The organism is Burkholderia sp. 9777_1386 (assembly GCF_015712265.1).
GTDB lineage: Bacteria > Pseudomonadota > Gammaproteobacteria > Burkholderiales > Burkholderiaceae > Burkholderia > Burkholderia cenocepacia.
The window spans coordinates 1-25,059 of the sequence record NZ_JACCQB010000080.1; the positions used below are offsets into that span (position 1 = coordinate 1).

The 25,059-nt window shown below is 69.3% G+C and carries 23 protein-coding genes and 2 pseudogenes; 16 read left to right on the top strand and 9 right to left on the bottom strand.

From position 1 onward, the window contains the following. From H0X91_RS32695 to fliF, 3 genes and pseudogenes are all read right to left on the bottom strand, one after another. A pseudogene (locus tag H0X91_RS32695) lies at positions 1-84 on the bottom strand (flagellar assembly protein FliH); the annotation flags it as partial. Then, the gene (gene fliG / locus H0X91_RS32700) at positions 77-1,072 is read right to left on the bottom strand and encodes a flagellar motor switch protein FliG (protein ID WP_006484813.1); all 996 of its coding nucleotides are present in this window, start codon (positions 1,070-1,072) and stop codon (positions 77-79) included. The gene fliG and the pseudogene H0X91_RS32695, both read right to left, overlap by 8 nt. Beyond that, positions 1,062-2,832: pseudogene (gene fliF, locus H0X91_RS32705) on the bottom strand (flagellar basal-body MS-ring/collar protein FliF). The gene fliG and the pseudogene fliF overlap by 11 nt, the downstream one beginning before the upstream one ends. A gap of 248 nt (positions 2,833-3,080) precedes the next feature. Here fliF and fliE point away from each other — a divergent pair. The 6 genes from fliE (at position 3,081) to H0X91_RS32735 (ending at position 7,204) form a co-directional block, all read left to right on the top strand. Continuing rightward, a complete protein-coding gene (gene fliE, locus H0X91_RS32710; protein ID WP_006486991.1) occupies positions 3,081-3,425 on the top strand; it encodes a flagellar hook-basal body complex protein FliE in 345 nt (114 codons plus the stop codon). A 211-nt stretch (positions 3,426-3,636) separates the two neighbouring features. Then, positions 3,637-4,071 carry a flagellar export chaperone FliS gene (fliS, locus tag H0X91_RS32715; protein WP_006486995.1) on the top strand — a complete coding sequence of 145 codons (435 nt, stop codon included), beginning with the start codon at positions 3,637-3,639 and terminating at the stop codon, positions 4,069-4,071. Further along, on the top strand, positions 4,068-4,400 hold the full coding sequence (locus H0X91_RS32720; protein ID WP_006486993.1) for a flagellar protein FliT: 333 nt from the start codon (positions 4,068-4,070) through the stop codon (positions 4,398-4,400). The genes fliS and H0X91_RS32720 overlap by 4 nt, the downstream gene beginning before the upstream one ends. Positions 4,401-4,532: 132 nt before the next feature. Further along, a complete protein-coding gene (gene fliK, locus H0X91_RS32725) occupies positions 4,533-5,885 on the top strand; it encodes a flagellar hook-length control protein FliK (protein WP_196433698.1) in 1,353 nt (450 codons plus the stop codon). Then, positions 5,882-6,199 (top strand): EscU/YscU/HrcU family type III secretion system export apparatus switch protein, encoded by a 318-nt coding sequence (locus H0X91_RS32730; RefSeq protein WP_077055846.1) that lies wholly within the window; start codon positions 5,882-5,884, stop codon positions 6,197-6,199. Before fliK ends, H0X91_RS32730 begins: the two co-directional genes overlap by 4 nt. Positions 6,200-6,469: 270 nt before the next feature. Beyond that, positions 6,470-7,204 (top strand): PepSY-associated TM helix domain-containing protein, encoded by a 735-nt coding sequence (locus H0X91_RS32735; protein WP_196433699.1) that lies wholly within the window; start codon positions 6,470-6,472, stop codon positions 7,202-7,204. Positions 7,205-7,261: 57 nt separating this feature from the next. Here the strand turns inward: H0X91_RS32735 and H0X91_RS32740 are convergent, their stop codons facing one another. Then, positions 7,262-8,287, bottom strand: coding sequence for an XdhC family protein (locus H0X91_RS32740; RefSeq protein WP_006482029.1), 1,026 nt, complete (start codon positions 8,285-8,287; stop codon positions 7,262-7,264). A 440-nt stretch (positions 8,288-8,727) separates the two neighbouring features. Here H0X91_RS32740 and H0X91_RS32745 point away from each other — a divergent pair, with 440 nt between their 5' ends. Genes H0X91_RS32745 through H0X91_RS32755 form a run of 3 tightly spaced genes read left to right on the top strand, consistent with a single transcriptional unit; the run spans position 8,728 to position 10,650 of the window. After that, positions 8,728-9,096 carry a response regulator gene (locus H0X91_RS32745; RefSeq protein ID WP_011548759.1) on the top strand — a complete coding sequence of 123 codons (369 nt, stop codon included), beginning with the start codon at positions 8,728-8,730 and terminating at the stop codon, positions 9,094-9,096. Further along, entirely contained in the window at positions 9,089-9,715 is a 627-nt protein-coding gene (locus tag H0X91_RS32750) for a chemotaxis protein CheC (protein WP_006496234.1), read from the top strand. Before H0X91_RS32745 ends, H0X91_RS32750 begins: the two co-directional genes overlap by 8 nt. Further along, positions 9,712-10,650 carry a GGDEF domain-containing protein gene (locus H0X91_RS32755; protein ID WP_006485173.1) on the top strand — a complete coding sequence of 313 codons (939 nt, stop codon included), beginning with the start codon at positions 9,712-9,714 and terminating at the stop codon, positions 10,648-10,650. Before H0X91_RS32750 ends, H0X91_RS32755 begins: the two co-directional genes overlap by 4 nt. Before the next feature lie 19 nt (positions 10,651-10,669). Here H0X91_RS32755 and H0X91_RS32760 read toward each other — a convergent pair whose 3' ends face one another. Continuing rightward, positions 10,670-11,554 (bottom strand): alpha/beta fold hydrolase, encoded by an 885-nt coding sequence (locus H0X91_RS32760; RefSeq protein ID WP_196433700.1) that lies wholly within the window; start codon positions 11,552-11,554, stop codon positions 10,670-10,672. A 190-nt stretch (positions 11,555-11,744) separates the two neighbouring features. Between H0X91_RS32760 and H0X91_RS32765 the strand changes: the two genes are divergently transcribed. The 5 genes from H0X91_RS32765 (at position 11,745) to H0X91_RS32785 (ending at position 17,185) form a co-directional block, all read left to right on the top strand. After that, positions 11,745-12,077, top strand: coding sequence for a hypothetical protein (locus H0X91_RS32765; RefSeq protein WP_006480205.1), 333 nt, complete (start codon positions 11,745-11,747; stop codon positions 12,075-12,077). Between the two features lie 295 nt (positions 12,078-12,372). Next, positions 12,373-13,221 (top strand): presqualene diphosphate synthase HpnD, encoded by an 849-nt coding sequence (gene hpnD / locus H0X91_RS32770; protein ID WP_006485179.1) that lies wholly within the window; start codon positions 12,373-12,375, stop codon positions 13,219-13,221. A gap of 13 nt (positions 13,222-13,234) precedes the next feature. Continuing rightward, positions 13,235-14,488 carry a hydroxysqualene dehydroxylase HpnE gene (gene hpnE, locus H0X91_RS32775; RefSeq protein WP_058902453.1) on the top strand — a complete coding sequence of 418 codons (1,254 nt, stop codon included), beginning with the start codon at positions 13,235-13,237 and terminating at the stop codon, positions 14,486-14,488. A gap of 12 nt (positions 14,489-14,500) precedes the next feature. After that, positions 14,501-16,474 carry a squalene--hopene cyclase gene (shc, locus tag H0X91_RS32780; protein WP_196433701.1) on the top strand — a complete coding sequence of 658 codons (1,974 nt, stop codon included), beginning with the start codon at positions 14,501-14,503 and terminating at the stop codon, positions 16,472-16,474. Between the two features lie 3 nt (positions 16,475-16,477). Next, the gene (locus H0X91_RS32785; protein WP_006494145.1) at positions 16,478-17,185 is read left to right on the top strand and encodes a phosphorylase; all 708 of its coding nucleotides are present in this window, start codon (positions 16,478-16,480) and stop codon (positions 17,183-17,185) included. A gap of 104 nt (positions 17,186-17,289) precedes the next feature. On the opposite strand, the gene H0X91_RS32790 is transcribed toward H0X91_RS32785, so the two are convergent. Together H0X91_RS32790 and H0X91_RS32795 are read right to left on the bottom strand one after the other, a co-directional pair. Next, positions 17,290-18,297 carry an MlaA family lipoprotein gene (locus H0X91_RS32790; protein ID WP_012493653.1) on the bottom strand — a complete coding sequence of 336 codons (1,008 nt, stop codon included), beginning with the start codon at positions 18,295-18,297 and terminating at the stop codon, positions 17,290-17,292. Beyond that, entirely contained in the window at positions 18,290-20,923 is a 2,634-nt protein-coding gene (locus tag H0X91_RS32795; RefSeq protein ID WP_196433702.1) for an MMPL family transporter, read from the bottom strand. Before H0X91_RS32795 ends, H0X91_RS32790 begins: the two co-directional genes overlap by 8 nt. A gap of 327 nt (positions 20,924-21,250) precedes the next feature. On the opposite strand from H0X91_RS32795, the gene H0X91_RS32800 reads away from it, so the two are divergent. Next, positions 21,251-21,847 (top strand): MlaC/ttg2D family ABC transporter substrate-binding protein, encoded by a 597-nt coding sequence (locus H0X91_RS32800; protein ID WP_006485934.1) that lies wholly within the window; start codon positions 21,251-21,253, stop codon positions 21,845-21,847. An 81-nt stretch (positions 21,848-21,928) separates the two neighbouring features. Here H0X91_RS32800 and H0X91_RS32805 read toward each other — a convergent pair whose 3' ends face one another. Beyond that, positions 21,929-22,567: a TetR/AcrR family transcriptional regulator gene (locus H0X91_RS32805; RefSeq protein ID WP_034203114.1), complete on the bottom strand. Its 639-nt coding sequence runs from the start codon at positions 22,565-22,567 to the stop codon at positions 21,929-21,931. Positions 22,568-22,712: 145 nt separating this feature from the next. Here H0X91_RS32805 and H0X91_RS32810 point away from each other — a divergent pair, with 145 nt between their 5' ends. Further along, positions 22,713-24,233, top strand: a complete 1,521-nt coding sequence (locus H0X91_RS32810) for an MFS transporter (RefSeq protein ID WP_062910156.1) — start codon at positions 22,713-22,715, stop codon at positions 24,231-24,233. Positions 24,234-24,278: 45 nt separating this feature from the next. Here H0X91_RS32810 and H0X91_RS32815 read toward each other — a convergent pair whose 3' ends face one another. After that, a complete protein-coding gene (locus tag H0X91_RS32815; RefSeq protein WP_006485936.1) occupies positions 24,279-24,923 on the bottom strand; it encodes a response regulator in 645 nt (214 codons plus the stop codon). Positions 24,924-25,059: the final 136 nt, after the last annotated feature.

Below are 25,059 nucleotides of genomic sequence, written 5' to 3' on the forward strand. Positions count from 1 at the left end.
GGGCGGCGGCGGGTCGAACGACGCCATCTCCCACCGCTGGTACGCGGTGAGGGTGCCCACGCGATCGCTCGCCGAATCAGACATACGCGTCTTCCGCCTTGCCGCCGATCGCGATCTGGCCGCTCTCGGCGAGGTTGCGCACGATCTGCAGGATGCGGCGCTGCTGCGTCTCGACTTCGGACACACGCACCGGGCCGCGCGCGTCGAGATCCTCGGCGAGCAGTTCGGCCGCGCGCTGCGACATGTTCGCGAGGAACTTCTGGCGCAACGCGGGCGGCGCGCCCTTCAGCGCGACGATCAGCGTTTCCGACTCGACTTCCTTGAGCACCATCTGGATCGCGCGGTCCTCGAGGTCGAGCAGGTTCTCGAACACGAACATCTGGTCGATGATCTTCTGCGCGAGATCGGCGTCGTACTGGCGCACGCTTTCGAGCACGCCTTCCTCGTGCACGCTCGTCATGAAGTTCAGGATCTCGGCCGCGGTGCGGATGCCGCCCATCGGGCTGCGCTTCAGGTTGTCGCTGCCGGACAGCAGGCCCGTCAGCACGTCGTCGAGTTCGCGCAGCGCGGCCGGCTGGATGCCGTCGAGCGTCGCGATCCGCAGCAGCACGTCGTTACGCAGCCGTTCGGTGAAGCACGACGCGATCTCCGAGGCCTGGTCGCGGTCGAGGTGCACGAGGATCGTCGCGATGATCTGCGGATGCTCGTTCTTGATCAGCTCGGCCACCGCGCCCGAATCCATCCACTTCAGGCCCTCGATGCCGCTCGTGTCGCTGCCCTGCAGGATGCGGTCGATCAGCACGCCGGCCTTGTCCTCGCCGAGCGCCTTCGTCAGCACCGAGCGGATGTACTCGCTCGAATCGAGCGACAGCGCGGTGTGCTGCTCGGCTTCCTTCACGAAGTCCTGCAGCACGTCCTCGACCTGCTCGCGCGTGACGTTCTTCAGCGCGGCCATCGCGGCGCCGATCTTCTGGACCTCGCGCGGCGCGAGGAACTTGAATACCTGCGCGGCCTCTTCCTCGCCGATCGACATCAGCAGCAGCGCGCTCTTGGTCAAGCCTTCAGCGTTCATCGGACACCCAGTTCTTCACGACGGTGGCGACGATCTTCGGATCCTGGCGGGCGATCGTGCGCGCGTAGTCGAGGTTGCGTTCGTAGCGGTTCTTCTCGTTTTCGAAGCCGAGCAGCAGCGGGTCCGGTTCCTCCGCCGCCTTGTCCGGCGCTGGCAGGCCGTCGAGCGCGACCGCGTCTTCCGGCGCCGCGAGCGCCGGCGCGGCCGGCTCGGGCGGCGGGAACGCGCGGCGCATCGCCGGGCGCACGAACATGAAGTACAGCGCCGCCGCGGCCGCCGCGATGCCGAGCCACTTCGCGGCTTCCTTCGCCATCGCGATCATGTCGGGCTGGCGCCACCACGGCAGGTCGGCGTACGGGTCGCTCACGGTCGAGAACGCGCTGTTCACGACGTTCACCGAGTCGCCGCGCTTCTCGTCGTAGCCCATCGCGTCCTTCACGAGCTGCTCGACCTGCGCGAGCTTCGCGGGCGGCAGCGGCTGCATCGTCACGTGGCCCTTCGCGTCGGCGACCGGCTGGTAGTTGACGACGACCGCGACCGACAGCCGCTTCACGCTGCCCATCGGCTGTTCGGTATGGCGGATCGTCTTGTCGAGCTCGTAGTTGGTCGTCTGGTCCTTGCGGTCGCTGACCGGCGTGGTCTGCGGCGCGTTCTGGCCGTTGCCGGCGACGATCGGCGCGGAGGCCGGCTGCGGCGGCGTGTTCGACAGCGCGCCCGGCACGCCCGACGCGCCGCCCTGCGCGAGCTCGGTCGCGCTGCTGGTCTGCTGGCTGCGGATCGCGGCTTGCTGCGGCGTGCCGTTCGGGCCGTAGCTTTCCGACGTCTGCTCGATCTTCGAGAAATCGAGATCGGCGCTGACCTGCGAGCGCGCGTTGCCGGCGCCGAAGATCGGCGCGAGGATCGCGTCGATGCGCTTCTGCGTGTTGTGCTCGACCTGCTGCACATACTTGAGCTGGCTCGCGTCGAGGCCGGAAGCGGACGCGGTCTGGGTCAGCAGGTTGCCGTCCTGGTCGACGATCGTCACGTTCTTGGCCGGCATGTCGGGCACGCCGGACGACACCATCCGCGTGATCGCCTGCACCTGGCCCTCGTCGAGCACGCGGCCCGGGTAGAGGTCGACGAACACCGACGCGCTCGGCGCTTCCTTGTCGCGCACGAACACCGACGGCTTCGGGATCGCGAGATGCACGCGCGCGCCGCGCACGGCGTTGATCGATTCGATGGTGCGCTGCAGCTCGCCTTCGAGCGCGCGCTGGTAGTTGATCTGCTCGGCGAACTGGCTGATGCCGAATTTCTGGTTGTCCATCAGCTCGAAGCCGACCGAGCCGCCCTTCGGCAGCCCCATCGCGGCGAGCTTCAGGCGCGTCTCGTGCACCTGGTTCGACGGCACGAGGATCGCGCCGCCGGCATCGGCGAACTTGTAGGGAACGTTTGCCTGCTGGAGCGCGGCGATGATCGCGCCGCCGTCGCGGTCCGACAGGTTGCTGTACAGCACGCGGTAGTCGGGCGCGCGGCTCCACAGCACGAGCGCGGTGATCGCGGCGATCGCGAACGCGACGGCGATCACGAACGGCAGCTTCGGGTTGCCCTTCATCCGCGAGATGCCGGGAATGCGTTCCGCGAAGCCGCCCAGCCCGAAGTCCGCGCCTGCGCCACCCGCGCCCGGCAACGCGGCGGCCGCGGCGGCGCCGGGCGCCGGGCGCCGGGCTGAGGCCCGCGCGGGCGTCTGGGTTGATCAGCGAGTTGGCCTGCGAATCCATGCGTCGAGTTTCTCCGGAGCGGGACGACTGAGCTCGCTCGGACGAGCGGGCGGACAATGACACGATGCGATTATCGTGACCGGGGGCGCACTCCGATCGACCGAAAAGAGCGGGGTTTCCCCCGTACTTTCGCGGCTTTGACGCGCGCCGCGCTGCTATCCTTTTTCGCGATCCGGCATGGTGCGCGTGGTGCGGCGCCGGCGGGTCGCCCGGTGCGTCCGGGTCTCTTCTCTATGTCTGGGGACAGCATGACTGCGAACGTCAGCGGAATCGGTTCGGTGTTGCAACAGATGCAGTCGATGGCCGCGCAGGCGTCCGGCGGCGTCGCGAGCCCGACGGCGGCGCTGGCCGGCTCGGGCGCGGCGACGGCCGGCACGTTCGCGAGCGCGATGAAGGCATCGCTCGACAAGATCAGCGGCGACCAGCAGCACGCGCTCGGCGAGGCGAAGGCGTTCGAGGTCGGCGCGCCGAACATCTCGCTGAACGACGTGATGGTCGACATGCAGAAAGCCAATATCGGCTTCCAGTTCGGGCTTCAGGTCCGCAACAAGCTAGTGAGCGCTTACAACGACATCATGCAGATGTCGGTGTGAGGGGACGGCCATCCGGGGACGGCCATCCGGGGACATCCGCGGACGGTTCAGGGCCTGCCGAACGAGTCCGGCGAGCCGGCATCGCAGGCTCGCCGGCGGCCCCCCGCGCACCTAAAGCTTTTCAAATCCCTTCCGATAACTCCGGTGAAGGCCGCGCCGTGCAACGCACGGCGGCGGCTCCCGTATAGCAGGCAATAACAAGGAGAAGCGCATGTTTTCCCCAGGACACGCTGGAGCCAGTGCGTACGCGCGTGTCGGCGTCGAGACCGGGGTGATGGGCGCCTCCCCGCACCGGCTGATCGCGATGCTGTACCAGGGCGCGCGGCAGGCGATCGCGCTGGCGCGCATGCATCTGCAGCAGGACAACGTGGCCGGGCGCGGCGAGGCGATCGGCAAGGCGATCCGGATCGTCGAGAGCGGCCTGCAGGCGTCGCTGAACCGCGACGCGGGCGGCGAGATCGCCGACCGGCTCAATGCGCTGTACGCGTATATCGGCCGGCGCCTGCTGGAAGCGAACGCGCAGGCGAGCGACGCGATGCTGGTCGAGGTCGACGGCTTGCTCGCGACGCTCGAGGAAGCATGGACGGGCATCGCCCCGGAAGTCGCGCGGATGGCCGCGCAACAGGTAGCGGAAGCATCACGATGAATCACAAGGCCGAATACTTCGCGCGTTACGAGGCGCTCGCCGCCGTGTCGGGCCGGATGCTGTGCGCCGCGCGCGGCGCCGACTGGAGCGCGTTGCCGGGGTTGCAGGCCGAATTCATGCAGCTTGTCGACGGGTTGAAGGAGGCCGATCCGGGCGTCGCGCTCGACGAATCGGATCTCGGCCGCAAGCTCGACCTGATCCGCCGCATCCTGGCCGACGACGCCGCGATCCGCGATCTCGCGAGCCCGGACGTCGCGCGGCTGTCCGCGCTGTTCGAGGCGCGGCGCTCGACCCAGGTATTGACCGATCTCTACCGCGCGCGCGGGTAGGGCCGGGTTCCGGGAGACGGGCGCGAAGCGTCCGGCCCGGTGCCGCACGCGGCGCGCGCTGTTCCCGCGGGCGGCACCGGCGTGCCGTGCCCGGATTCGCAACAATGTGGCTGATATAAGCAGGCTCCGATCATGACCGGTATCGACTCCGTTGCGGCCGCGCTGCTGGCGAGCCGCCTCGACAGCCTGCTGACCGGCACCGTTTCGGCGCCCGCCGGCGGCGGCGCCACCGCGCAGGTCGGCACGCCGGGCGCCGGCGCATCGTCCGCGCCGCCGGCCGGCAGCCCGCCCGCCGCGCCGCCGGCTTCCACGCAGACCGCGCTGTCCGAGGTCGGGCGCGTGCTCGACGCGATCTCGCGCTCGGGCGGCGATGCGACACCGGCCATCGTCGGCCGGCTGCCGCTGCTGGCCGATCCCGCCGTGCTGCTCAGCGATACGCCCGTGCCGGCGCGTGCGCCGGCGGCGTCCGGTCCCGCCGCGCCTGCCACGCCGGCTTCGGCTCAAGCGTCGTCCGCCGCGGCCGCGCGCGATGCGCTCGCGCCGCCGCCGGTCGCGGCGCTGCGTGCGGCGCTCGCGCAGGCCGTGAGCGAAAGCGGCCTGTTCTACGAATCCCATCTCGCACAGTGGCTGGCCGGCCAGCGTCCGCTCGCGGCGCTGATGCGGGAGCCGCAGGCACGCCTCGCGACCGCGCTCGCGCCGGTCGACCCGGAAGCCGTCCCGCACGCATCGCCCGACGTGCTCGATGAACTGCTCGCGCAGCGCCCGCCGCTGCCGGCCGCCGCGCGGGCAAGCGCGCAACCGCCGGCGCAGGGCGGCGCACCTGCGCGCGACCCCGCGCAGCCCGCACCTGCGGCGGCCCGGCAGGGCGCGTCGCTGCCGTCCGACCCGGCGGATCCGCTGGCTGCGCACGCCGATGCGCGCTGGACGCCCGCGCGTGCCGAGCTGGCCGCCGCGTCGTCCGATCCGCAGCCGCCGCTCGCGACCGTGCATCCGGCCGCCGTGCCGCTCGTTCGGCAACAGCTCGACGCGCTCGCGACCGACCAGTTTCGCTGGACCGGCGAGGCGTGGCCCGGCGCGCGGCTTGACTGGACGATCGAACCCGACGAGCCCGGCCACCGTGCGCCGCGCGGCGGCGGGGACGACGACGCGGGCGACGGCATCGCGTGGCGCACGCGCCTGACGCTGACGCTGCCGTCGCTCGGCACGGTCGATGCCGACCTGGTGCTGAACGGCGCGCAACTCGTCGCGCGGCTGCGCGCGAACCAGACGGGCGCCGACCGTCTCACGCGTAACGAAGCCGCGCTGCGGCAGCGGCTCGAAGGCTCGGGGCTCAAGGTGGGCGGGCTGTCGATCCGTGCGGTCGACGACGGGCCGGACGGCTTCGACCTGTTCGCCGCGCAGGCCGCCGCCGCCGCGTATGCGCGCGGCGCGGCCGGCGGCGCCGACGTGCGGGTGCCGGGCGACGATGACGAGGCGCTGCCATGAGCACGACGCCCCGCAAGCGTGCGGCCGCGCTCGTCTACGACCCGAAAGGCGGCGATGCGGCGCCGCGCGTGGTCGCGAAGGGCTACGGCGTGCTCGCCGAGATGATCGTCGCGCGCGCGCACGATGCGGGGCTGTACGTGCATACGGCGCCGGAGATGGTGTCGCTGCTGATGCAGGTTGATCTCGACGACCGGATTCCGCCGCAGCTTTATCAGGCGGTCGCTGACCTGCTCGCGTGGCTGTACGCGCTCGATCGCGCCGAACCCGCGCCGGATGACGCCGCGCCGCGTTTCCCGCTGCCGCCGTTGCGCTGAAAGGCCTGCCGACGGGCGGCTTATTACGAAATGCTGTCCGATGCTTGCGGGATCATTCTGTCGGTATCTGCCGTCGATCGATCGTCATCGCAAGGCAACGCACGCCTTTCCTTCTCGTTCTCGCGCGCCCCCGGCCTTGTCGCTTCGTATGCGTATGGATTGAGCCGGCGGTCGATTTATGTAATGATATCCATTCTCATTTTCATGCTGCCCGGGCGGCGCGCACTCCCTGCGCGCCGCCCGTCGTTTTGAACGAATGGATACTTTCGCGTGAACGCGCCCGAAACGATCGACCCGCCCAAGACGGGCATGCCGCGCGCCGGCGTCACCGTGCTGCACCCGCCGGGCCGCCCGCTGAGCGACGACGAACTGGCCGCGCGCCGCCAGCGCTCGCGCCGTGCGACCTTCATCAAGTGGCTGCGCAAGGTGCACGGCTGGGTCGGGCTGTGGGGCGCGGTGCTCGGGCTGCTGTTCGGCGTGACCGGCATGCTGCTGAACCATCGCGCGCCGCCGCTGAAGATTTCGACCGGCGAGCCGCAGGTCGAGGAGATGCAGATCGCGCTGCCCGATCCGGTGCCGAAGACGCCCGCCGCGATGACGAAGTGGCTGCAGCAGGAGCTGCAGTTCGACGGCAAGCCGGGCCGCATGCGCAAGGAGCCCGCGCAGGCCGTCGCATGGGGCGACAAGCGCGTGATGCAGCCCGAGCACTGGCAATTCGGCGTGTTCGGGCCGCACCAGAACCTGCAGGCCGAGTATTGGGTCGGCAACGGCTACGTGTCGGTGAAGCGCACCGGCAACACGTTCCTGACGACGCTGAACAACCTGCATCGCGGTGTCGGGATGAATCTGGGCTGGGTGCTGCTGATGGATACGATCGCGGGCTCGCTGATCCTGCTGTCGCTGACCGGCGTGCTGCTGTGGACCGAGCTGAACAAGCGCCGCACGGTCGGCGTCGTGCTGGTGGTCGGTTCGGTTGCCGCGGCGCTGGCCGCCGGCCTGACCTGAGCGCGGGTCGCGCCGGGGTAGCGGCCGGCGGGCGTGATCGCCCGCCGCCGCCGCGGGTCAGAGGCCGCAGGCCGCGCCGCTGTTCGCCGCGATTTCGCGCGCGGCCTTCGCGCCTTCGACCTGCAGGATCGTCGGCAGCGACACGTTGTTCTTCGCGGCGGTGATCTCGGCGAGGATCGAGATCGCGATTTCCGGCGGCGTCCGGCTGCCGATGTAGATGCCGGCCGGCCCGTGCAGCCGGGCCAGTTCCACTTCGTTCAGATCGAATTCGCGCAGGCGCTCGCGCCGCGCCGCGTTGTTGCGCCGCGAGCCGAGCGCGCCCACGTAGAACGCGGGCGTCTTCAGCGCCTCCATCAGCGCGAGATCGTCGAGCTTCGGGTCGTGCGTGAGCGCGATCACCGCCGAACGCGCATCGAGCTTCATGTCGAGCACCGTATCGTCGGGCATCGTGTGCACGACGCGCGTGCCCGGCACGTCCCACGCATCCGTGTATTCGTCGCGCGGATCGCAGACCGTCACCTGGTAGTCGAGCCCGACCGCGATCTGGCACAGATAGCGCGACAACTGGCCGGCGCCGATCACGAGCATCCGGTAGCGCGGCCCGTGGATCGTCACGAGGCGTTCGCCGTCGAACGCGAGCCCGTCGGTCGCCTGCGCGGGCGACAGCGACGCGCGGCCGGTCGCGAGCGTCATCGTGCGCGTGACGAGGCGGCCGGCCTCGACTTCCGCGCACAGTGCGGCGATCCCGCTGTCGCGCGTGAGCGGTTCGAGCACTAGCTGGATCGTGCCGCCGCAAGGCAGCCCGAAGCGGTGCGCTTCCTCGGCGGTCACGCCGTACTTGAGCGCTTCCGGGCGCGCATCGGCCGCGATGCCGCTCGCATGCACGCGGGCGATCAGGTCGTCCTCGATGCATCCGCCGGACACGGAGCCGACCACCAGGCCGTCCTCGCGCACCGCGAGCATCGCGCCTTCGGGGCGCGGCGACGAGCCCCACGTCTTCACGACCGTCACGAGCAGCACGCGGCGCCCTTCTTCGAGCCAGCGCGCGCTGGATTTCAGTACATCGAGATCGACGCTTTCCATCGTTTTTTCCTGTTGCCGGACGGCCCGCCGCGCGGCGCCGTACGGGCGTCATCCCGTCGTATGTGACAGCGGTAAACCGTCAGATTGAAAACGCGACGAATCCGGCAGCGCAAACGTACACAAGGAAAAATTTTGCGTGCTTATCTCGAAAATGGTCGCGGCTGTTTTCGGAATGGCCCGCGATCGGATCGATTCTGTTCGAAATGGTGAAAATGGCGAGTTGCATCGCCTCCGGTTTACTCCGAGAATCGCGCCTTGCTTTCCCTATGACAGATATATGCGCCCGCCGGCGATGCCGCGCGGTGCGTCGCGCGCATCTGCGTCGCGGCGCCCGTGCGCGGCCGCAAGGCGGTTGCCCGCGCCCGAAACGCATGGCACTAAAGAAGTGCGCCGCGCGGTCGTTAACGCGAGAGAGACCATTCCGTATACCGCATCGCCCCATGCCTTTGCCGATTGTAATTGCCGACGATTCGCTGCTCGCTCGCAAACTTCTGACAAAGGCGCTGCCGGGAGACTGGGACGTTGACGTCGCGTATGCAGCGAATGGTCGCGAGGCCTTGGCGCTCTATCGTGACGGCAAAGCTTCCGTGATGTTTCTGGACCTGACGATGCCCGACATGAGCGGATATCAGGTCCTGGAAACACTGCGCCACGAAGATCTGAACACGTTCGTGATCGTGGTATCCGCCGATATCCAGCCGCAGGCGCAAGCACGCGTGCGTGAATTGGGCGCGATCGCATTCGTTGCCAAGCCCGTGACGTCGGAGGCATTGCTGCCCATTCTCAAGGAGTATGGGTTGTATGCCTGAATCGGTGTTCACGGCGGAGCAACGCGACGCGTTGCAGGAGATCGCCAACCTTGCAATGGGCCGCGCCGCCGCGCGGCTGGCGTTGCTGCTCGGGCATTTCATCGAGCTGTCGGTGCCGCGCGTGCGCGTCGTGAAAGCGGCCGACGCGGGCGACGCGCTGCGCGAGATGACGGGCATCCACGACAACGTGACCGCCGTGCGCCAGGGCTTCCGTTCCGACATCAAGGGCGAGGCGATCGTGCTGTGCCGCACGGCGGGCGTCGCGCGGCTCATGTCGGTCGTCGACCGCACGTTCGGCGACGGCGTGTACGGCGGGATGGCGACGCCGGACGAGCTCGTGTTCGACGTCGCCAACGTGCTGATGGGCGCGTGCGTCGCGTCGATCCTCGACGAACTCGGCCGCAAGCCCGTGTTCTTTCCGCCGGGTCTGCTCGGCGCGAACGTGTCGTTCGACGACGTGTTCCAGCCGAACGAGCTCGGGTGGAGCGTCGCGCTGCTGCTGGAGGTGAACTTCGGGCTCGAGGACCACACGTTCCGCGCGCATTTCGTGATGCTGATGGCCGAGGATTCGATCCGGCTGATGGGCGACGCGCTCGACGCGTTGCTGTCCGCGCTATGACGGCCGCCGCCCCGTCGCTGAGCGACCTCGTGATCGAGCGGGTCGGCTTCGGCCTGTTCGTGCTCGACCGTTCGATGACCGTCCTGATGTGGAATCGCTTCATGCAGGACCACAGCGGCATCCCGGCCGCCGACGTGATCGGCCGCAACCTGTTCGACTGCTTTCCGGACCTGCCGCACGCGTGGCTGTCGCGCAAGCTCGAGAGCGTGTTCCAGCTCGGCAGCTTCGCGTTCAGTTCGTGGGAGCAGCGGCCCTACCTGTTTCGCTTCGAGCACGACCGGCCGATCACGGGCGGCGTCGACTACATGCAGCAGGACTGCACGTTCATGCCGCTCACGCGCGGCCGCGACGTCGAGGCCGTGTGCGTGACGATCTCGGACGTCACGCATGTGAGCGTGATGCAACGGGAGCGCGAGGAAGCGGTCGCGAAGCTGCGCGAACACGCGAATCGCGACGGGCTGACCGGCATCGCGAACCGGCGCTTCTTCGAGGCGCGGCTCGGCGACGAATTCGCGCGCTGGCAGCGCTACGGCGGCGACCTGTCGGTGCTGCTGTTCGATCTCGACCACTTCAAGACGATCAACGACCGCTTCGGGCATGCGGCGGGCGACGCCGTGCTGCGCGAAACCGCGCGCCGCGTCGCGTCGATCGTGCGCGGACAGGATACGTTCGGCCGGTTCGGCGGCGAGGAATTCGCGCTGCTGCTGCCGTGCACGAATCTCGACGAGGCGATGCGGGTGGCCGACAAGGTGCGCGACGCGATCGGCAGCCTGCCGGTCGACGCCGAGGGCGTCAGCGTGCCGGTCACGGCGAGCGTCGGCGGCGCGTGCGCGAAAGCCGGCGCGCTGACCTGCGACGTGCTCGTCAACGAGGCCGACGCCGCGCTCTATCGCGCGAAGCGGCTCGGGCGCGATCGGTCGGTCGCGTACGCGTGACCGGCCGCGCCCGCCCTGCTCAACCCTTCGCGATGTCGGCGAGCACGCCGGCCAGCACGGCCGGCTGCGACACGAACGGCGAGTGGCTGCTGTCGAGCTGGTGCACGTGGGTCGGGTTGCCGGGTGCGAACGCGTCGGCTTCGTCGATGAAGCGCTGCTGCAGCGCGGGCAGGATCACGCGATCCTGCAGGCACTTGATGTAGTGACGGTCGAGCGCGCCCCAACGGGCGGCGGTCGTCGGGATCGCGGTCGCGAACGGCGCGGCCGGCACGTCGCAGCTCATCAGGTTCGCGACCGCATCGAAATCGGCCTGCGGCACGTCTTCGTACAGCGCGCGCTTCATCAGTTCGCGATATGCGGCGTCGCCGCTGTGCGGATCGAAGCGCAGCGCACCGGCCACACGCGGGCTCGCGAGCATCAGCGGGCCGAGCAGCTCGCCCTGGTTTTCCGGCGCGCGCACGTAGTCGAGGCCCGGCACGCCCGACGCGGGCATGAACGCCGCGAGATAGACGATCTTCGCGATCTTCTCCGGCGCGCGTTCGGCGGCCGCCGTGATCGCGAGGCCGCCCATGCTGTGCCCGACCAGCACGACCTTGCCGCGGCCGAGCGCGTACGCGTCGTCGACGGCCTGCATCACCTGCGTCGCGTATTCGTCGAGCGTGGTGTTCGCGACCGGCGACGGCTCGGCGCCGAACGCGTCCTGGTCGAGCGGCCGGGCGAGATACGACGCGGGAAAGCGGGCATGGATGCCGTGCGCGGGCAGGTCGCGCGCGATCGACAGGTAACCGCGCGCGGCCAGCGCGGCCGCGACGTGGGCGTAGCACCACGCGCCATGCCACGCGCCGTGCACGAGCACGAAAACGGGATGATCGGCCTGCGGGGTGGCGGTGTCGTGCGTCTCCATGGTGTCCGTATTTTTGCGGGAAAGGTGTCATCTTAGACGAACCGGCCGGCATCGAGACGCGATCGCGCGGCGCGTTTCGATGCCGGCAACGATCCGTCCCTTTGTGTCGCGCAGGCCACATTTCGTCGGGATCCGATTTGAATTTGTGCCGAAGCGCGCTAATTTGTTGCTTTACCTGCGATTGCGCCCCATGAACGTCGACTATCTCTTCTATCGGAAGCCGAACAAACCCGGCCCCTATTCGCTCGACGACCTGGGCGACATCGCGCCGCCGATCGGCCCGGGCGATCTGGTGCGGGCGGGCATCGCGCGCGTGTTCGAGCAGATCGACTGGCAGGAATCGCCCGACGTGCCGGGCGCGTGGTTCGGCACCGGCGGCGCGGTTTTCCAGTTCACCGCCGAGCCCGACGGCCGCGTGACGAGCTTCATGGGCTCGCGCCTCGAGCGCCGCTCGATGCTGCAGCTCACGCGCGAAATGGGACTCATCGCGCTCGATCTGCAGCGCGACATCGTCTACGGCTGACGCACCGCGCGGCGCCGGTTCGCCAAGGCCGGCTGTGCGGGCCTCCCGACAGCGCTGAAGGCCCCGCCAGACAGGGCGCGTGTCCGCCATCGAACTTCAAAGATTGCACAGGGCGCGTGTCCGCCATCGAACTTCAAAGATTGCTATACTTTCGGCCAATTCCGGCTTCCGGCCGGTAATTTGTGCCTGTCTGCGTCGATCGTTCGCATATCTCGCACGCATTCGACGCCCTGACCATCCCAGCCGGGCATGGCTTCTTCAATCGCCCCGCGTGGGTGTCTCCGTGGAGCTCGTCTTGGCCGTTTCCCATTCCGTCGTGGACGAACAAGAAACCGACGCCGCTGCCGTCACATCGGGCAGTTCTTTCTATCTGGCGATGCGCATCCTGCCGGCCGTGCAGCGCGATGCGATGTTCCAGGTCTACGCGTTTTGCCGCGCGGTCGACGACATCGCCGACAGCGACCTGCCGCGCGCCGAGCGCAACGCGGGCCTCGATCGCTGGCGCGCGGACATCGACGCATGCTTCGCCGGCCGCCCGCCGCGTCACCTGGCCGCGCTCGATCGCGAGATCCGCGCTTTCAACCTGCAGCGCGACGATTTCCACGCGATGATCGACGGGATGGCGATGGACGCGGCGGAAGACATCTGCGCGCCCGACGAGCCGACGCTCGACCTCTTCTGCGACCGCGTCGCGAGCGCGGCCGGCCGGCTGTCGGTGAGGATTTTCGGGATGCCGGAAGCCGAAGGGATCACGCTGTCGCACCACCTCGGCCGCGCGCTGCAACTGACGAACATCCTGCGCGACATCGACGACGACGCGGCGATCAACCGCTGCTACCTGCCGCGCGAACTGCTCGCGCGCGAAGGCATCGCGATCACCGATCCGGCGACGATCGTGCGCGATCCGGCGCTGCCGCGCGTGTGCGCGACGCTCGTCGAGCGCGCGCTCGAGCATTTCCGCCAGGCCGACGCGGTGATGGATACCTGCCCGCGTGCGCAGGTGAAGGCGCCGCGCATCATGTCGGGCGCGTATCGCTGCATTCTCGAGGCCGCGATCGCACGCGGCTTTGCCGCGCCGCGCGCCCCGCTGCGCAAGCCGAAGGCGCGCATGCTGATGATCGCCGCGCGCTACGCGCTGTTCTGAGTCGACCGACGCGATGCCCAGAACCGTCCATGTGATCGGCGCAGGACTCGCGGGCTTGTCGGCCGCGGTCGAGCTGCAACGGCGCGGGCGGCGCATCGTGCTGCACGATGCGCATGCGCACGCCGGCGGCCGCTGCCGGTCGTGGTTCGACGGGACGCTGAACACGACGCTCGACAGCGGGCTGCACACGGTTTTCGCGGGACAGCCGGCGACGCAGCGCTACCTGCGCGCGATCGGCGCGGCCGATCAGCTCGCCGGGCCCGCGCTGGCTGAATTCCCGGTGATGGACATCGCGTCGCAACAGCGCTGGACGCTGCGCTTCGGCAACGGCCGCTGGCCGTCGTGGCTGTTCGATGCCGCGTCGCGCGCGCCGGGCACGACGCCGCTCGACTACCTCGCGCTTGCGCCGCTCGCGCTCGCCCGCACGGGCCGCTCGCTCGCGCAGACGATGCGATGCGACGGCGTGCTGTGGGATCGCTGGCTGCGGCCGTACTTCCTCGGGGTACTGAATATCGAGCCGCGCCACGCGAGCGCCGAGCTCGCGCGCGCCGCGCTGTGCGGCACGTTCGCCGCGGGCGGCCTCGGTTGCCGTCCGCGCGTCGCGCGCCGCGGGCTCGGCAGCGCGTTCGTCGAACCGGCGCTGCGGATGCTGCAGTACGGCGGCGCGCAGATCCGCCTGAATTCGCGGCTCGACGCGTTCGAGTTCGGCGCGCACGGCAATGCGGTCGATGCGGTGTCGATCGGCGGCGAGCGCATCGATCTCGCGCCGGGCGACGCGGTCGTGCTGGCCGTGCCGCCCGAGGTCGCGCAGCCGCTCGTGCCGGAACTCGCCGCGCCCGACACGTTCAGCGCGGTCGTGACCGCGTATTTCGCGGTTGAAGCGTCGGCCGGCCATCCGCTGCAGACGACCGTCGTCAACGGCGTCGTCGATGCGGTGCGGAGCGGCGACGGCCAGCTCGCGGCGACGATCCGCGATGCGGGCCGCTGGCTCGACATGCCGCGCGACACGCTCGCGCGGCGCATCTGGGAAGACGTCGCGCGCGTGACCGGCGCGAACCCGGAAACCATCCCCGCGTGGCAGCTCGTCGTCGAGCCGCGCGCGGGCTTTGCGGCGGTGCCGTCGCAGGAAATGAAACGTCCGGCCGTGCGTACGCGCTGGACCAATCTTGTACTGGCGGGCGACTGGATTGCCACCGGCTTGCCCGCCACGATCGAGGGCGCGATCCGTTCCGGCCAGCTGGCCGCGGACGTGCTCCAGACGCAATAAAGAGAGGGACCGATGAACGATCTCACCGAAATGGCTACCTTGTCCGCCGGCGCCGTGCCGGCCGGCGTCGACGCGGCCGTCGCGCGGGCGACCGACGCGCTGCTGGCCGCGCAGCAAGTGGACGGCCACTGGGTCTACGAACTCGAGGCGGATTCGACGATTCCCGCCGAATACGTGCTGCTCGTCCACTATCTTGGCGAGACGCCGAACCTCGAGCTCGAACAGAAGATCGGCAAGTATCTGCGCCGCATCCAGCAGGCCGACGGCGGCTGGCCGCTGTTCACCGACGGTGCGCCGAACATCAGCGCGAGCGTGAAGGCCTACTTCGCGCTGAAGGTGATCGGCGACGATGAGAATGCCGAGCACATGCAGCGCGCGCGCCGCGCGATCCACGCGATGGGCGGCGCCGAGATGTCGAACGTGTTCACGCGCATCCAGCTCGCGCTGTACGGTGCGATTCCGTGGCGCGCGGTGCCGATGATGCCGGTCGAGATCATGCTGCTGCCGCAGTGGTTCCCGTTCCACCTGTCGAAGGTGTCGTACTGGGCGCGCACCGTGATCGTGCCGCTGCTCGTGCTGAACGCGAAGCGACCGCTTGCGAAGAACCCGCGCGGCGTGCGCATCGACGAGCTGTTCATCGACCCGCCGGTCAACGCCGGGCTGCTGCCGCGCCAGGGGCATCAGAGCCCGGGCTGGTTCGCGTTCTTCCGCGTGGTCGACCATGCGCTGCGCGCGGTCGACGGGCTGTTCCCGAGCTACACGCGCGAACGCGCGATCCGCCAGGCCGTGTCGTTCGTCGACGAGCGCCTGAACGGCGAGGACGGCCTCGGTGCGATCTATCCGGCGATGGCCAACTCGGTGATGATGTACGCCGCGCTCGGCTATGCGGAAGATCATCCGAACCGCGCGATCGCGCGCAAGTCGGTCGAGAAGCTGCTCGTCGTGCACGACGATGAAGCGTATTGCCAGCCGTGCCTGTCGCCGGTGTGGGACACGTCGCTCGCCGCGCATGCGCTGCTCGAAACCGGCGATGCGCGTGCGCAGGAAGCCGTGCTGCGCGGCCTCGAATGGCTGCGCCCGCTGCAGATTCTCGACGTGCGCGGCGACTGGATCTCGCGCCGCCCGAACGTGCGGCCCGGCGGCTGGGCGTTCCAGTACGCGAACGCGCACTACCCGGACGTCGACGATACGGCCGTGGTCGTGATGGCGATGGATCGCGCGCAAAAGCTCACGCAATCGGACACGTATCGCGAATCGATGGCGCGGGCGCGCGAATGGGTCGTCGGCATGCAGAGCAGCGACGGCGGCTGGGGCGCGTTCGAACCGGAAAACACGCAGTACTACCTGAACAACATTCCGTTCTCCGATCACGGCGCGCTGCTCGATCCGCCGACGGCCGACGTGTCGGGGCGTTGCCTGTCGATGCTGTCGCAGCTCGGCGAGACGCCGCTGAACAGCGAGCCGGCCCGCCGCGCGCTCGACTACATGCTGAAGGAACAGGAGCCGGACGGCAGCTGGTACGGCCGCTGGGGGATGAACTACGTGTACGGCACGTGGACCGCGCTGTGCTCGCTGAACGCGGCCGGCCTGACGCCGGACGATCCGCGCATGAAGCGCGGTGCGCAGTGGCTGCTGTCGATCCAGAACAAGGACGGCGGCTGGGGCGAGGACGGCGACAGCTACAAGCTGAACTACCGCGGTTACGAGCAGGCGCCGAGCACGGCGTCGCAGACGGCCTGGGCGCTGCTCGGCCTGATGGCGGCCGGCGAAGTGAACAACCCGGCCGTGGCGCGCGGCGTCGACTACCTGGTTGCCCAGCAGAACGAAGAAGGCCTGTGGGACGAGACGCGCTTCACCGCGACGGGCTTCCCGCGCGTGTTCTACCTGCGCTACCACGGCTATCGCAAGTTCTTCCCGCTGTGGGCGCTCGCGCGCTACCGCAACCTGAAGCGCGCGAACGCGACGCGCGTGACGGTCGGGATGTAACGCGTGGCGACGACGCAGCACAACGGCGCATTGCCCGTCATCGCGGTGACGGGGATGGCGTTCGAGGCGCGCATCGCACGCGGTGACGGCGTCGAGGCGGTGTTCGCCGCGCGGGCCGACCGGCTCGAGCGCGCGCTCGCCGATGCGACCGCGCACGGTTGCGCGGGTATCGTGAGCTTCGGCACGGCGGGCGGCCTCGCGCCCGATCTCGCGCCCGGTGCGCTCGTGATCGCGAACGCGATCGACGGGCCGTTCGGCCGCGTGGTGACCGATGCGGGCTGGAGCGCGCGGCTCGTCGCCGCGCTGCAAGACACGCCGGTGTGGGCGCGCGTCACGCGCGGCACGATGGCGGCCGTCGGCGCGCCGGTCGTCAGCGAACAGGACAAGGCGTCGCTGCATCACGCGAAGGGCGCGCTGGCCGTCGACATGGAGTCGCACATCGCGGCGGCCTTCGCGGCCGCGCGCGGCGTGCCGTTCGCGGTGTGCCGCGCGATCGTCGATCCGGCGTGGCGCACGCTGCCGCGTGCGGCGACGGCCGGCCTGCGCGACGACGGCAGCACGGCGATCCTGCCGATCCTGCGCGAACTGCTGAAGCAGCCGTCGCAGCTCGGCCCGCTGCTGCAGGTCGCCAGCGATGCGCGCGCGGCGCGCACGACGCTGATCCAGGCGCGCCACGCGTTCGAGCGGGCGGGCGCGATGCGGATCGTTTGAGCGGCGCGCGCCGCTTTTTCTCCCCTCTTCGCGTTTTGCGCAGACAAAAAAAGCGCGCTGCATGATGCAGCGCGCTTTGTTCTTGCGCGGTCGCCGTGGTGGCGTTACTGCGCGGCCGGATTGCTCGCGGGCAGCGTCGGCATCGCCGGCGCGATCGGCGCGCCGTTGGCGGCCGGCGCCGTCGTGGCGCCCGACGATGCCGGGGCCGATGCAGCCGCCGGCGCGCTCGCGGGCATCGCACTATCCGCACCCGGATCGTCGTACTGCGGCAATCCCGGCGCGGCCGGCGCGTTGCTCGGCGTGGCGCCCGATGCGCCGCCCGACTCGCCCGGATCCTCGTAGTTCGGCAAGCCGCCTGGCATGGTCGGCGTAGCCGCCGGCACCGCACCGGCTTCACCCGGCTCCGCGTAGTTCGGCGCCGCGGCCGATGCCGACTGGCCGTGGTACGTCAGCGACTTGCGCTGCTGCAGGTACGCGTCGCGCACGAACGAATACGGATCGAGCGCGGCCTGCTTCAGCAGGTCGGTCGCGCCGAGCAGGTCCGAACGCGCGCTGATGAACTGCGCGATGTACATCGGATTGCGCGCGGCCGGCTCGATGTAGTTCAGCAGGTTGAAGCGCACGTCCACCGCGCGGCCGACGCCGTCGCGGATCGTGCTCGGCCCGAACACGGGCAGCACGAGATACGGGCCGGACGGCATGCCCCAGCGCGCCATCGTCAGCCCGAAATCCTGGTGATGCTTCGGCAGCCCGGCCGGCGTCGCGATGTCGATCAGGCCGGCGACGCCGAACACCGAGTTCATCGCCACGCGCATCAGATCCTGCGTCGCATCGGTGATGCGCAACTGCAGCAGGTTGTTCGCCATGTTGCCGAGATCGCCGAGGTTCGAGAAGAAGTTGCTGATCGCGGTGCGTACTGGCGTCGGCGTGACTTTCTGGTAGCCCTTCGCGATCGGCTGGGCGATGTTCGTGTCGACCGTGTCGTTGAACTTGTACATCGCCCGGTTCATCGGCTCGAGCGGGTCGTTGGGATTGCGGTTCGGTCCCGTCGCGCAGCCGGTCAGCATCGCGCTGGCGGCGACGGTCGCCGCAATGATTCGCACCTTATTCATTGATTCCTTGCGATTGGTTCTTGGCGCGTTTGACGCGCGGTTTGCCCATCAGGACGGGCTGGAACACCACGGCGCCGATCAGCGTACAGGTCAGGGCCAGCGCGAGCAGCTTGCCCATGCTCGACGTGCCCGGATGATGCGACAGCCACAGGCTGCCGAAGGCGGTCGCCGTCGTCGCGGCGCTGAACAGCACGGCATGCGTGAGGCTCGAATGCAGCAGCCCCGTCTGTCCCGCGCGCCACGCCATCACGAAATACACCTTGAACGCGACGCCGACGCCGAGCATCAGCGGCAGCGCGATGATGTTCGCGAAGTTCAGCGACATGCCGAGCACGACGCACATCTCGAGCGTCACGATGCCCGACACGAGCAGCGGCACCAGCGTGCGCAGCACGTCGCCGAAGCGGCGCAACGTGACCCACAGCAGGATCGTGATCGAGATGATCGACCAAAGCGCCGCATGCAGGAACGCGTTGATGATCGTGTCGGCCGAATGCAGGATCGAGATCGGCCCGCCGGTCGCGCCCGGTTCCGCGGCCTTCACGGCCTTGGCGAAACGGCGCAGCATCGTGTCGTCGTTCGGGTCGACGCCCATCGGCACCTTCGGCGAGATCTGCACGAGCGCGTGGCCGTCCGGCGCGACCCAGTCGCGCACGACTTGCGGCGGCAGCGATTCGCGCGTGATGTCCTGCGGCTGCAGCAGCGAAGCGAGCTGGTCGAGCGCGATGCGTAGCGTATCGGAGAACGCGCGTTCGGCACGGTCGCGCGTCGCGCTGTCGGCGGCGGCGAGCTTCGCGAGCGACGCGGACAGGTGCTGCGCGGCGGCGGCGCCCGGGCCGGGGTGATCTTCGGCTGCATAGCTCAGCAGATCCGACACGCGCTTGAGCGCGGCCACGCGTTGCGCGTCGGTCGCGGGCGGCGCGGCCGGCTGCGTCAGCGCGGGCAGCAGCTCGCTCGCGGCCGCGGCGATCGCCGCGCGCTTGGCCGGCTGGTCGGCGGGGATGAAGGTCGACAGCGTGGTCGTGCGGCCGACTTCGGGCAGCGCGTCGAGGCGCTTCGCGGCCGCATCGGCTTGCGCGAGCGACGGCGCGAGCAGCGTGACGTCGTTGACGGCGGCTTCCGGCGAATCCTTCAGCGCGAGCAGCGTCGCCATCGATTCGCTGTTCGGATCTTTCAGGTGCAGCGGGTTGAAGTCGAAATGCAGGAACGCGAGCAGTGGCAGCGCGCCGATCACGACCGCGAGCGTGCCGATCAGGATCGGCTTGCGGTGGCGATCGAGGTAATCGTCGACCGGCGCGAGCCACGGAAAGCCCGGCGTCTTCGATTCGCCCGGCGGCGCGAACAGGCGCAGCAGCGCGGGCAGCAGCGTGAGCGTGGTCAGCAGCGCGACGAACATCCCGACGCCCGCGATCAGCCCGAGCTCGGACACGCCGCGATACGCGGTGGGGATGAACGAGAAGAAGCTCGCCGCGACGGCCGCGGTGGCCAGCGCGAGCGGCATGCCCATCGAGTGCGCGGCGCCGATCAGCGCGTGATCGATGCGCGAATCGCGGAAGCGTTCCTCGCGGTACTTCACGCCGTACTGGATCGAGAAATCGACGCCGAGGCCGACGAACAGCACCATGAACGCGACCGAGATCATGTTCAGCGAGCCGACCATCGCGAGGCCGAGCGCGGCCGTCACGACGAGGCCGACGAACAGCGTGACGAGCACCGAGCCGATCATCCGCTTCGAGCGCAGCGCGAGCCACAGGATCACGAGCACGGCAAGCAGCGTGAGCACGCCGTTGAGCGCGGCGCCGTCTTCGACCGACGCGAATTCGTCGTCGGCGAGCGGCTGTTCGCCGGTCAGGCGCACGGCCGCGCCGTAGCGCTTTTCGAGGTCGAGCGACCGGGCCGCGTCGCGGATCACCTGGCTCGTCGCCGCGCCGGCCTTCAGCGCGCCGTAGTTGACCACCGGCTGCACGGTGACGAACGCGCGCGCGGGCTGCCGCGCGGCATCGTTGTCGACCAGCGCGCGCCACGAGAACGCGGCCGGCTTGCCGGCCAGCACATCGTCGACCGTCGCGGCGCTGCGCGCGAGCAGCTTCGCCATCGCGGGCAGCTTCACCTGGCCGGTCAGGAGCGGCTGGCCGAGCGTGGTGGACAGCGTGGTGGCGAGCCCGGTGAGGCTCGGGTTCTTCGCGAGTTCGTTGACGAGCGGGCGCGCGCTCGCGAGCTGCGCGGTCGTATCGGTGACGTCCTGCGGCGACAGGAACAGCAGCCCGTTGTGCTCGAAGAACGGTCCGCCGCCCGGCTCGGCGACGGGGCCGATGCGGCCGGCGGCGGCGTCCTTCTGCAGCGCTTCGGTCAGCGCGTGCGCGGCGGCCGTCGCGAATTCGGGCGCGGGCGCCTCGACGACCGCGAGGATCGTGCCGTTGCGTTGCGGGAACGCCTTGTCGACGGCTTGCCCGAGCGCGGCCCATTGCGGCTCCGCATCGACGAGCTTGCTGATGTCGGTGTTGATCTTGAAATGCTGCGCGACGTAGACGCCGCTGAAGGCGGCGATGACGAGCGACAGGACGACGACCCAGACGGGGCGGCGCACCGACCACGCAACGAGTCGGACGATGAGAGATGTCACCATGTGGCGGTGGGGAGCGGCTGGCAAGGGCAAAGTAGCCAAGTATACCGGCGCGGGGCGGCGACGGTCGTGACGTTGGGGAGATTCGGGGCGGGAAGGATATTTGCTCGCGACGTTGGAATCGGATCGCGCGGCCGGTCCATTTGTATGGGGATATTTACATAATCGACGCGGCGCTGCGCCGCCACGCCGCCGCGCCGCCTGTGACAAACGGCGCTGAAAGGTAACAGTCGGTCACCGGGCGGCAACGGGGCGTCAGGCCCGGTATACTTTGCTCCACCGGCCGATGCAAAGAGCCGGCCGTTTTTTTCCATCGAGTGCGAAATTCGTATGAAACGTCATCTGTTTGCTTTCGTCGCGGCGGCCGCCGTGTCGGTTTCCGCTTTCGCGCAGAGCGCGCCGGTCGATATCGTCCGCACGGCGGTCGAGGGCACCGTCAACGCGATGAAGGCCGATCCGGCCGCGCGCGGCGGTGACATGGCGAAGGTCACGCAGGTCGTCGAGCAGCGCTTCCTGCCCGCGACCAACTTCGAGCGCACGACCCGCATCGCGGTCGGCGACGCGTGGAAGCAGGCCACGCCGCAACAGCAGCAGGAGCTGTACAAGCAGTTCCGGTTGCTGATGACGCGCACCTATGCCGCGTCGCTCGCGCAGCTCGGCGGCCAGGACGCGAAGTTCTCGTTCAAGGCCGGCGGCGCGTCGGGCGCCGATGCGCTGGTGCAGTCGACGGTGACGACGCCGGGCGACAGCCAGTCGGTCGGCTATCGTCTCGGCAAGGTCGGCAACGACTGGAAGATCTACGACATCGACATGTCGGGTGCGTGGCTGATCCAGGTCTACCAGGGCCAGTTCAAGAGCCAGCTCGCGACGGGCGGGATCGACGGCCTGATCGCGTATCTGCAGAAGCACAATTCGCGGACCAACTGACGACCGCTGCAAGGCTGCGGTCGGGATGGACGAAGGGCGCCCTCGGGCGCCCTTTTTTCATCGCGGCGCGTCGGCCGCGCGTCATGCGCCGACGCCGAGCATCCGCAGGCAATCGTCGACCACCGCATCGACGAACGCGGCGCGATCCGTTTGCGGCGCCGCGATGATGTGATCGGTCGCGCCGTGCACGCCGGCATAGATCAGCAGCGCGGTGACCTGCGGGTGCGCGAGCCGCCACGTGCCGGCCCGGGCGCCGCCGTCGAGAATCGCGCCGAGCTGCTCGAGGATCGCGTTCTTGTCGGCATTCTCGCGATCGTGGTGGTGATGGTTCGTGTAGACGATGTCGTGCGTGCGATAGGTCGCGGCGTAGATGTCGATGCTGGCGCGGATCCATGCGCGCAGGCGCGCGAGCCAGTCGTCGGCGTCGCACGTGTCCACCGCCTGCTGCAACTGGTCGAGGAACGACGCGGTGTAGCGCTGCGCGAGCGCCGCGAGCATGTCGGTCTTCGATTCGAAGTAGTGATAGAACGTGCCCTTCGCGACCTGCGCGTGCTCGACGATCTCGCTGATGGTGGTCGCTTCGACGCCCTGCGCGAGGAACAGCGTCTCGGCCGCGGCCATCAGCTCCTCGAGGCGGACTTCCGCCGGCTTCGTGCGCGGCTTGCCCGCCGGCGCGTCGTCTTTCACTGTCCTGATCCCTGCCTTGGTCCTGTCCGTCATCGCGCGGCTCGACGCCCGTTCATGCAAAGCCCGCAGTTTAGGCCAGCGCCCCCGTTTACGGCCAACATGATCCATTGACCGACGGTCAGTCGATATGTAAGATGAGAATCATTCTCATCAATGGACCCGTCGCGGGTCGACCGCCATGTCTCGCTACCGTCGCGCCGCACTCGTCCTGGCCGCCTGTCTCGGCACCTTTCTCGCCACGCTCGACATCAGCATCGTCAACGTCGCGTTGCCGACGCTGCAGACGGCGCTCGATACCGATATCGGCGGCCTGCAGTGGGTCGTCAATGCGTACGCGCTCGCGCTGTCCGCGTTCATGCTGTCGGCCGGCCCGCTCGGCGACCGCTACGGTCACAAGCGCGTGTGGCTCGCGAGCGTGATCCTGTTCACGGCCGGTTCGATCGTCTGTGCGTGCGCGGGCCGGATCGGGCCGCTGCTGGCCGGCCGCGCGATCCAGGGGCTCGCCGGCGCGTTGCTGATTCCCGGCGCGATGCCGATCCTCACGCATGCGTTTCCCGATGCGCGCGAACGCGCCCGCGTGATCGGTGGCTGGTCGGCGTTCAGTGCGCTCGCGCTGATCCTCGGGCCGCTGCTGGGCGGCCTGCTCGTCGAGCATGGCGGATGGCAGGACATCTTCCTCGTCAACGTGCCGATCGGCATCGTGGCCGTGCTGCTCGGAGCCTGGGGCATTCCGGAGCGCCGGCATCCGGCGCATGCGGCGTTCGATCCGTTCGGGCAGGCGCTGAGCGTGGTGTGGCTCGGGTTGCTGACCTACGGGCTGATCGGCATCGGCCAAGCCGGTGTGTCGCAGGTGAAGGTGCTGGCGCCGCTGGCGGGCGCCGCGGTGGCGTTCGTCGTCTTCGTCCGGGTCGAAACGCGGGTCGAGCGGCCGCTGCTGCCGGTGTGGCTGTTTCGCGACCGGCGGCTGGTGCGCGCGAATCTCGCGTCGTTCGTGCTCGGGTTCTCCGGGTACAGCAGCCTGTTCTTCCTGTCGCTGTTCCTGCAGCAGGCGCAGGGTCGTGCGCCCGCCGCGGCCGGCTGGCAACTGATGCCGCAGTTCGTGATGACGGCGATCACGTCGATGCTGTTCGGGCGCATCGCGGCACGCATGCCGCTGCATACGCTGATGGTGGCCGGGTACGGGCTGATCGGCACGATGCTCGCGATCATGGCCGGCTTCGGTGCGACAACCCCCTACGCGGCGGTCGGCGTGGTGCTGGCGCTGCTCGGCGTCGGCATGGGGCTCGCGGTGCCGGCGACCGGCATGACCGTGATGGAACTGGCGCCGGCCGAGCGCGCGGGCATGGCGTCGGCGACGATGAACGCATTGCGCCAGACCGGGATGAGCCTGGGCATCGCGGTGCTCGGCAGCATGATGAGCGTCGGCGCGTTGCACCGGATGACGGCCGCGATGCACGCGGCGGGCGGTGCGCACGCGGATACGCTTGCGCGGCAGGCCGTGATGGAGCACGTGCTCGCGGCCGGGCGGCCCGACATGCTCGGCGCGTATCGGGATGCGATGGCGCACGGGTTTTCGCTCGCGATCCTGTGTTCCGGAATCCTCAGTATGGTGATCGCGCTGATGTTGACGATGCGACGTGAAAAGGCGCAGCAAGCGGCCGTGTCGTGCGTGACGTCTTCACGGCCGGAGCCGGAATGAGAAGGCGCGCGGGCGGGTCGCGGCGGATCGGTTCGACAGGCGGGCCTACCGCCGCCGATGCTCGACCGCGAACTTGATCAGCTCGGCCTGCCCTTCGATCTCCAGCTTGCGCTTCAGGTTGAGCCGGTGCGTCTCGACCGTGCGCACCGACAGCCCCGTCTGTTGCGCGATCTGCTTGCTCGACAGCCCCTCGGCCAGCGCGTCGAGGATGTCGCGCTCGCGCGGCGTCAACCGGTCCAGCGGCGACGCGGTCGCGCTCGCCTGGATCATGCGCGCGGCCAGCCCTTCGCTGAAGAACGTCTGCCCGGCCAGCACGGCGCCGATCGCGCGGACGATCTCGCTCGCGGGCGAATCCTTCAGCAGATAGCCGCTCGCGCCGGCACGCACCGCCTGCGTCACGTACTCGATGTTGTCGTGCATCGACAGCATCAGCACGCGAATGCCCGGAAAGCGCTCGTGGAATACGCCGGCGAGCGTGATGCCGTTCATGCCGTTCATGCCGACGTCCATCAGCGCGAGATCGGGTTCGAGCGACGCGGCGAGCGCGAGCGCCTCGTCCGCGTTGCCGGCCTCGCCGACCACCGACAGATCGGCCGCTTCGAGCCGCATCCGCAAGCCGTCGCGTACGAGCGGGTGGTCGTCGACGAGCAGCAGTCGGGCGGCGGGCCGGGCGGTATCGGGGGCGCTCATGCGTGAAAGGTCTCCTTATATCTTCGATTTGCTTCAAACTTCAGTGGTGGCGCGCCGTTTGGCGCGCTGCTTTGCCGGTTGGCGGCTACGGCACAGCTTGTGTCTCCTGCGAGCCGTTAAGCTCGAATCACAGCTC

Excerpts from the sequence above, each read along its gene's own strand:
- fliG (WP_006484813.1), bottom strand. The coding sequence starts at position 1,072 with ATGAACGCTGAAGGCTTGACCAAGAGCGCGCTGCTGCTGATGTCGATC.
- fliE (WP_006486991.1), top strand. The coding sequence starts at position 3,081 with ATGACTGCGAACGTCAGCGGAATCGGTTCGGTGTTGCAACAGATGCAG.
- fliS (WP_006486995.1), top strand. The coding sequence starts at position 3,637 with ATGTTTTCCCCAGGACACGCTGGAGCCAGTGCGTACGCGCGTGTCGGC.
- H0X91_RS32720 (WP_006486993.1), top strand. The coding sequence starts at position 4,068 with ATGAATCACAAGGCCGAATACTTCGCGCGTTACGAGGCGCTCGCCGCC.
- fliK (WP_196433698.1), top strand. The coding sequence starts at position 4,533 with ATGACCGGTATCGACTCCGTTGCGGCCGCGCTGCTGGCGAGCCGCCTC.
- H0X91_RS32730 (WP_077055846.1), top strand. The coding sequence starts at position 5,882 with ATGAGCACGACGCCCCGCAAGCGTGCGGCCGCGCTCGTCTACGACCCG.
- H0X91_RS32740 (WP_006482029.1), bottom strand. The coding sequence starts at position 8,287 with ATGGAAAGCGTCGATCTCGATGTACTGAAATCCAGCGCGCGCTGGCTC.
- H0X91_RS32745 (WP_011548759.1), top strand. The coding sequence starts at position 8,728 with ATGCCTTTGCCGATTGTAATTGCCGACGATTCGCTGCTCGCTCGCAAA.
- H0X91_RS32750 (WP_006496234.1), top strand. The coding sequence starts at position 9,089 with ATGCCTGAATCGGTGTTCACGGCGGAGCAACGCGACGCGTTGCAGGAG.
- H0X91_RS32755 (WP_006485173.1), top strand. The coding sequence starts at position 9,712 with ATGACGGCCGCCGCCCCGTCGCTGAGCGACCTCGTGATCGAGCGGGTC.
- H0X91_RS32760 (WP_196433700.1), bottom strand. The coding sequence starts at position 11,554 with ATGGAGACGCACGACACCGCCACCCCGCAGGCCGATCATCCCGTTTTC.
- H0X91_RS32765 (WP_006480205.1), top strand. The coding sequence starts at position 11,745 with ATGAACGTCGACTATCTCTTCTATCGGAAGCCGAACAAACCCGGCCCC.
- hpnE (WP_058902453.1), top strand. The coding sequence starts at position 13,235 with ATGCCCAGAACCGTCCATGTGATCGGCGCAGGACTCGCGGGCTTGTCG.
- shc (WP_196433701.1), top strand. The coding sequence starts at position 14,501 with ATGAACGATCTCACCGAAATGGCTACCTTGTCCGCCGGCGCCGTGCCG.
- H0X91_RS32790 (WP_012493653.1), bottom strand. The coding sequence starts at position 18,297 with ATGAATAAGGTGCGAATCATTGCGGCGACCGTCGCCGCCAGCGCGATG.
- H0X91_RS32795 (WP_196433702.1), bottom strand. The coding sequence starts at position 20,923 with ATGGTGACATCTCTCATCGTCCGACTCGTTGCGTGGTCGGTGCGCCGC.
- H0X91_RS32800 (WP_006485934.1), top strand. The coding sequence starts at position 21,251 with ATGAAACGTCATCTGTTTGCTTTCGTCGCGGCGGCCGCCGTGTCGGTT.
- H0X91_RS32805 (WP_034203114.1), bottom strand. The coding sequence starts at position 22,567 with ATGACGGACAGGACCAAGGCAGGGATCAGGACAGTGAAAGACGACGCG.
- H0X91_RS32810 (WP_062910156.1), top strand. The coding sequence starts at position 22,713 with ATGTCTCGCTACCGTCGCGCCGCACTCGTCCTGGCCGCCTGTCTCGGC.
- H0X91_RS32815 (WP_006485936.1), bottom strand. The coding sequence starts at position 24,923 with ATGAGCGCCCCCGATACCGCCCGGCCCGCCGCCCGACTGCTGCTCGTC.